Here is a 6,187-nt window from a genome sequence, read left to right as displayed (position 1 = left end):
GCCTCGCAGTCGCTCAACATCGGCAACGCGCTGAGCATCAAGGATGACGGCCCCTCGATCGCGCTGAGCGGCACGGCTGCGCCGACGCTGGACGTCGATGAAAGCTACTTATCGAACGGCTCAACGCCAAACGCCGCGCTGACGGCAGCTACGGCCGCCTTTGCGGGAATGTTCACTGTGGTACCGGGCGCCGACGGCGCCACCACCAGCTATGGTGTAAGCGTCTCCTCGCAGGGTGTAACTTCGAACCTGATCGACTCGGCGACTGGCCAGGCAGTGGTGCTGACGCAAAGTGGCGGCACTGTTTCGGGTTACGTGGCCGGCCACAGCGGCGATGCCGCCTATCTGGTGTTCACACTCGCGGTGAACACCACAAGCGGCCAGACGACACTGACGGAGTTCCGCGCCATACACGAGAACACCGCGGACAATCCAACGGACACGTCCGAAGGCATCAGCCTGACCTCGGGCCTGGTGACATTGACGGCGACGGTGACGGATGGCGATGGCGACAAGGCCTCGCAGTCGATTGATCTCGGCTCCAAGGCCACTTTCCATGACGACGGTCCGTCGCTGGGCTCCTTCACGTCGGGCACTATTCCGAACGAGATTGGATCGGTAACAGGGTTCTTCTCGCTGGTATCGGGAGCGGACGGCATCGATCACTTCAACATCGTAGGGCCCGCGATTGCCGGCATAACTTACAACACCACAATCGCCGCGGACGGCACAACGGTTCTCCACGCGATGTCGGGGTCGACGGAAGTGTTCGACCTCGCCGTGAGGACCGATGGGACTTACGAGTTCGACCTTATCAAGCCCGATGCTGGTACTACAGTCACTTATTCACTGCAGAACCTGCCCGCGGGCGGACCGAATTGGCGCGAAACCAGTGACGGCCATATCGAATTTTCAAGCCCCGATGGCATCAACTCCAACAACAACGGATTTGGCGTCGCGAACACCTTCGTCGGCGGCAATGAATCCTTCACTATGGAGTTCCACACACCGGGGACTGGTATCGGCGTCGACAACACGCCCAACACCAACGCCGAGTTGAACGACTCGGTTAGTTTGGTCGTTAATTCGCTGAACGGCGCGGGCGGAACCTATCACTGGGTTGCGACGAACACTCTCACCAACACGTCGGTATCCGGTGATATCTCGATCACATCGACCGGCACATTCGTGATCGATCCGTCGATCAGCTTCAACCAGTTGCAGGTCAGCGCAGTCAACATTTCCGGGCAAGGCGCCCAGTTCTCCAACATTTCATTGACACACAACGTCCTTCCCCAAGATCAGAACCTGGCGTTCACAGTGTCGGCGACCGACAAAGACGGCGACACGACCGGCACACAGTCGGTCGCCGTCCATGTTGTGGCGGCTGATGGGTCCGGCAACTACACGCTGACCGGAACGGCAGGCAACGACGTGCTTGCCGGCAGCACCCACGCCGACACGATCTCCGGCGGAGGCGGCACCGACATCGTCGACTATACCGGCAGCATCGCTGCGATCTCGATCCACCTTGCCGACGACGGTCATGCATCGGGCGCGCCCGCGACGTTCAGCAATCCTGCCGCCGGGACGATCGGCGGTGGCGACGCCGCCGGCGATACTCTTACTGGCATCGAAGGGCTGATCGGCGGTTCGGGCAACGACTATCTATTCGGCAATGCCAGCGACAATTATCTCGCCGGCGGCGCAGGCAACGACACGCTGAATGGCGGTGGCGGCAACGACGTTCTTATCGGCGGCGCTGGCCAGGACACATTGACCGGCGGCACTGGCGCCGACACATTCAAGCTTGATCACCTCGATATCAAGGATCTCATCACCGACTATAGTGGCGTCGGCGGTGACGGCGATAAGATCGATCTGACTGCGCTGTTCGACGCAGCGCCGACCGGCAACATCAGCAATTACGTGCACTATGACAGCGCGACCGGCGCGCTGAGCGTGGATACCAGCGGTTCAGGCAACGCGGCCAATTTCGTCGACGTGGCGCAATTGACGAACACACCTGCCGCCGGAACGATCACGATCCTTTACGATGACAATACGCATGCGCAGCACACTGCCACCATTTAGCACTTATGCGCCACCGCGCTTCCGTGCTAAACATCAGCAACGCATGAATTCGCAATTCGGAGAGGGGCTTACATGAAACATTCTGCAAGATTGCTGGCTTCGGCCGCGGCGCTGCTCGTGGCCGGGTCGACGGGGTTCGCCGCCGATATCATCGGCGAGCCGGCGGTGAATTATTGCCGCACCGTCGGCACCTCGGACCTGGTGCTCACCGACAACATGGTCGAGCTCAAGGACCATGTGGTGAAGCTGATGGACGAGTCGGTCGCCGTCGCCAACAGCCCGGAATGGATCAACTCGTCGCGTCCCGCCTTCGTCTGGGCCTCGGAAGCCAAGGTCGCCTGCGGCATGGCCTATGGCTATCTCAAGACGAACTACAAGGACGAAGACACGCTCAACAAATGCGAGTGCTTCCACGACCGCATGGTCGAGTACATGCACTGAGCTGACGGCCCATCGAGCACCGGCTGGCTGCGATGGTGGCCAACGGAAAACGGACCGTTTTGCCGTTTCGCGGCGAACCGGTCTATCTCTTTGTTTTGACGCAGTTGCGAACGGAAGGCTACGGCCAAGTCGCCGAGCCCAACCGCTACGCAGTTTTCCTGGAGTTGCCCTGGCGGTCGCCCTGCTTGGCCTGGGGCAAACACCTGTCCACGCCAACTGGCTGGAACGACCGCAACCGCAGCGGACGCAGCCCGTGCACTGCGCCGCGGCGCCCGAGCGTACGCGCGAGACATTCAAGGCATTCGCCACCTGCCAGGCCTCGCTCTACGGCCTCGAACCGGTGCTGGCGCATGCGGTGATGGAGATCGAAAGCCGGTTCGATCCCGCCGTGCGCGGCGCCGACGGCGAGATCGGGCTGATGCAGGTCATGCCGGCAACGGCGCGGATGCTCGGCTTTCGCGGTTCGCCCGAGGAGCTCGGCGAGCCGGCCACCAATATCGCGTTTGGCGTCAGATATCCGGCACAAGAAAAATGCGGGACGGCGGCGAGCAAGACGTTAAGATCAGGTTGAAGATAGACCGGGATAATAGCTGGCGGAATATGGTGGAAGCGGCATGAAATTTGGGCGGCACGATCCGCGTTTACGGCACATTGTTCTGGCGCTGGTCGCGGCGCTCTACGGATGCCAGTCCAAGAGCGGCGCGTCGGACGTGCTCGATCCGTCGGCGATTGCCGCACCCGCCGGCAAGGCGGGCGCGCCCGCGGCGCCCGCCCAGCAGGCCAGCGGTCAGATCTCGGGTAGTCCGGCCTTGGGCAGCGCGATGTCGACCGGTCCGACTTCGGCCGCCGCCGCCAAGGCCCAGCTGACGCTCGGCACGGGGCCGACCAAGGTGGCCATGCTGCTGCCGCTTTCGGCGCCCGGAAGCACCGGCGAGAACGGCCGGAAAATGTATGACGGCGCGCGCCTCGCAATGGCCGATCTCGGCGACAAGCTTCTGACGCTGACGATCGAGGATACGCGCGGCGACAGCGGCTACGCGAAAGACCTCGCAGTGAAGGCGATCACCTCGGGCACGGCGAAGGCCGTCATCGGGCCGTCCGAGCTTGCGGCCGCACAGCACCTTGCCAAGCTCTCGGGCTCGAAGCGGCCGCCGGTGCTGGCGCTGGCCGACAATTTCGCTGGCGGCCCCGGCGTCTATTCCGTGCGGCTCAGCGAAGCCGACAGCGCCGCGGCGGGCGCCGCGGCAATCGCCAGCAAGGGCGCGAAGAAATTCGTGCTGCTGGTGCCGGCGGGCGCGGACTCGAGCCCCATTGAATCGCGTGTGGCCAACGCGCTCAGCATCTATGGCGCCACGCTTGCGGTGACCCTGCCCTATTCGCCGACGGATGGCGGCGCCAAGGTGGTGTCGGACATGAGCTCGCTGGTCGAGGCGCCCGACGCCGTGGTCGTCGCCAGCGGCGGGGGCAGCCCTATCGCCGTGCTGGCGGCGCTCAAGGCGAAAGGCATTCCAGGCAAGGCGGTGACGCTGATCGGCACCGACCGCTGGCTCGAGCGCCCGATCGATCCGCTCTATGAGGGCGCCTATATTGCGACGCTCGACGAGAGCGAGACCGGCCCGATCGCCGATCGCTTCAAGGCGGCCTATAAGTATCAGCCCGACGTCAACGTGGCCTACGCCTACGACATGGTGGCGCTGAGCGCGGGCATAGCGAGCGCGGCCGGTCCCGACGGCTTCAACAAGCAGGTGCTGGAGAACACGACCGGCTTCCGCGGCTCGACCGGCCTGTTCCGCTTCCGCAGCGACGGCTCGAGCCAGAGGTCGATGCCGTTTTTCAGGGTGGAGAAGGGCAAGCTGAAGCTGGTGGAGAAGTCGACGGCGGGGTTTTAGGGGACTTATGATAGCAGTCATTCGCGACCGGCACATTGGGACGCGCTTCTTATAGGAAATCGAGCCGTGCTTGACCGGAAATTGGCATACCGTGTCCAACTTTTGTTCGCGATCGCGCCAATGCTCCACTGTTTATATCTTTATCAGTTTGCATTATATTTTTTATTGTTGAAATAACTTGGTTCCATTTTTCTATTGTGACCATCGACTCCCGATCGGCATCCTCTTACCTTCTGATCGCCTCTCCATTATTAGTTCTATGGATTTCTGCCTTTCTTGCGCTGATATGGTTGCACAGAACTCGGCTGAAATTACCAGAGGTGGCCAAAGAATGCGTCAGACGGTCGCAAACGCTACTTTTGTCGCTTGTTCTTAAAACCGTGTTGACGGTAGAAATCGCGCTATTTTCATATCTCGCTATCGCAACTTCCCAACCGTTGGCCGACACGACTCTAGCTTCAATCGACACATCCCTCGGATTCGATTGGGTAGGCTTCGTATCCTTCATCAATTCAATGCCCGGCTGCTCCTCGTTACTCACCCTCGCCTACGATAGTTTGGGCATTCAGTTAGTTCTCATCCCGTTCGTTCTGATCCTATTGCGAAAGGAGCGGGTACTTCAAATGGTTGCGATCTATGGGGTAAGTGGCCTTTTGACCGTTCTGGTCATGCTGTTCGTTCCCGCCGCCGGAGCCATGGAGCACCTGAAGCCGCCGCACGAAATGATCACCGGCTGGGGAACTGGCCATCTAACGCAATTCCTTGCGCTCCGAACCCTCAAACCGTTTTCTATCACGACAATCGAGGGCCTTGTTACATTTCCCTCGTTTCATGCTGCGCTGGGTTTTTTGTTTATCTACATCACTCGCAACATCAGGTTCGTCGCCGCTCCCGTCCTGATCGTAAATGCCGCCATGATAGTATCGACAGTGCCAATAGGCGGCCATTACCTCATCGATGTGATCTGCGGAGGATTGGTTACGCTATTTGCTATCATGAGCGTGAATAAACTAGACGCATGGAAAGTTGCTCTTGCACCCACAACTCCCTGACGCCTGATTTGGCGAAGAGATCACCAAGGGCAGCGACGGTCAGCTGGAGTTTTCTCTAGAGTCTTTCATGTTTTGACGGAAGCGTATCCGGCGTTTTCGAAGTAGTTCTTGCATTCGGTTGCCTCGATGGTTGCGACGAGATGGCCGATGTGGCGCCAAGTGTCCTCGACGGTGCGTTTCTGAGCCTGGCGCATCCAGTGCTTGATCTTGGCGAAGGCCTGCTCGATCGGATTGAGATCCGGTGAGTAGGGCGGCAGGTACCAGAGCCTGGCGCCAGCGGCCTTGATCATCTGCCTGATGGCAGCGGACTTATGGCTTCCCAGGTTGTCCATGACGACGATATCGCCGGGTTTCAGCACGGTGATGAGCTGCTGTTCGACATAGGCGCGGAAGCATTGGCCGTTGATCGGTCCGTCGAAGACGCAAGGTGCCGCGAGCCGATCACAGCGCAGCGCGCCGAGGAAAGTCAGCGTGCGCCAGTGGCCATGTGGAGCCAGGCCGCGCAGCCGCTTGCCCTTCGGCCCCCAGCCGCGCAGGGGAGCCATGTTGGTCTTGATCCAGGTCTCATCGATGAAGACCAGGCACTGCGGATCGAGGCCGGCCTGCCAGGATCGCCATCGCTGGCGCCTGCGGGGTAACCGGTGTTCTCAGGCCACGGCTTTGAGTTGCGCGGGGGCATATGCCCAAGGCAGTAGGTGGTCGAGCTGGTTT

5 protein-coding genes and 1 pseudogene are annotated in these 6,187 nt (G+C 60.7%); 5 read left to right on the top strand and 1 reads right to left on the bottom strand.

Going from position 1 to position 6,187, the window contains the following annotated elements; genetic code table 11:
• The 5 genes from LB565_RS29660 to LB565_RS29640 all read left to right on the top strand — a co-directional run.
• A partial coding sequence (locus LB565_RS29660) for a DUF5801 repeats-in-toxin domain-containing protein (protein ID WP_224589610.1) occupies positions 1–2,094 on the top strand: 2,094 nt, incomplete at its 5' end.
• 72 nt (positions 2,095–2,166) lie between these two features.
• Positions 2,167–2,535: a hypothetical protein gene (locus tag LB565_RS29655; protein ID WP_224549243.1), complete on the top strand. Its 369-nt coding sequence runs from the start codon at positions 2,167–2,169 to the stop codon at positions 2,533–2,535.
• A gap of 253 nt (positions 2,536–2,788) precedes the next feature.
• On the top strand, positions 2,789–3,106 hold the full coding sequence (locus LB565_RS29985) for a transglycosylase SLT domain-containing protein (RefSeq protein WP_224589609.1): 318 nt from the start codon (positions 2,789–2,791) through the stop codon (positions 3,104–3,106).
• Between the two features lie 43 nt (positions 3,107–3,149).
• Positions 3,150–4,424, top strand: a complete 1,275-nt coding sequence (locus LB565_RS29645) for an ABC transporter substrate-binding protein (RefSeq protein ID WP_224589608.1) — start codon at positions 3,150–3,152, stop codon at positions 4,422–4,424.
• A gap of 197 nt (positions 4,425–4,621) precedes the next feature.
• Positions 4,622–5,476: a phosphatase PAP2 family protein gene (locus LB565_RS29640; RefSeq protein WP_224589607.1), complete on the top strand. Its 855-nt coding sequence runs from the start codon at positions 4,622–4,624 to the stop codon at positions 5,474–5,476.
• Between the two features lie 65 nt (positions 5,477–5,541).
• Here LB565_RS29640 and LB565_RS29635 read toward each other — a convergent pair.
• A pseudogene (locus tag LB565_RS29635) lies at positions 5,542–6,114 on the bottom strand (IS630 family transposase); the annotation flags it as partial.
• Positions 6,115–6,187 lie beyond the last annotated feature (73 nt).

Origin of the sequence: Mesorhizobium sp. CA14 (assembly GCF_020165195.1) — a bacterium.
Classification (GTDB): domain Bacteria; phylum Pseudomonadota; class Alphaproteobacteria; order Rhizobiales; family Rhizobiaceae; genus Mesorhizobium.
Note: the sequence above shows the minus strand (reverse complement) of the source record. Positions and strands in the feature narration are given on the sequence as shown.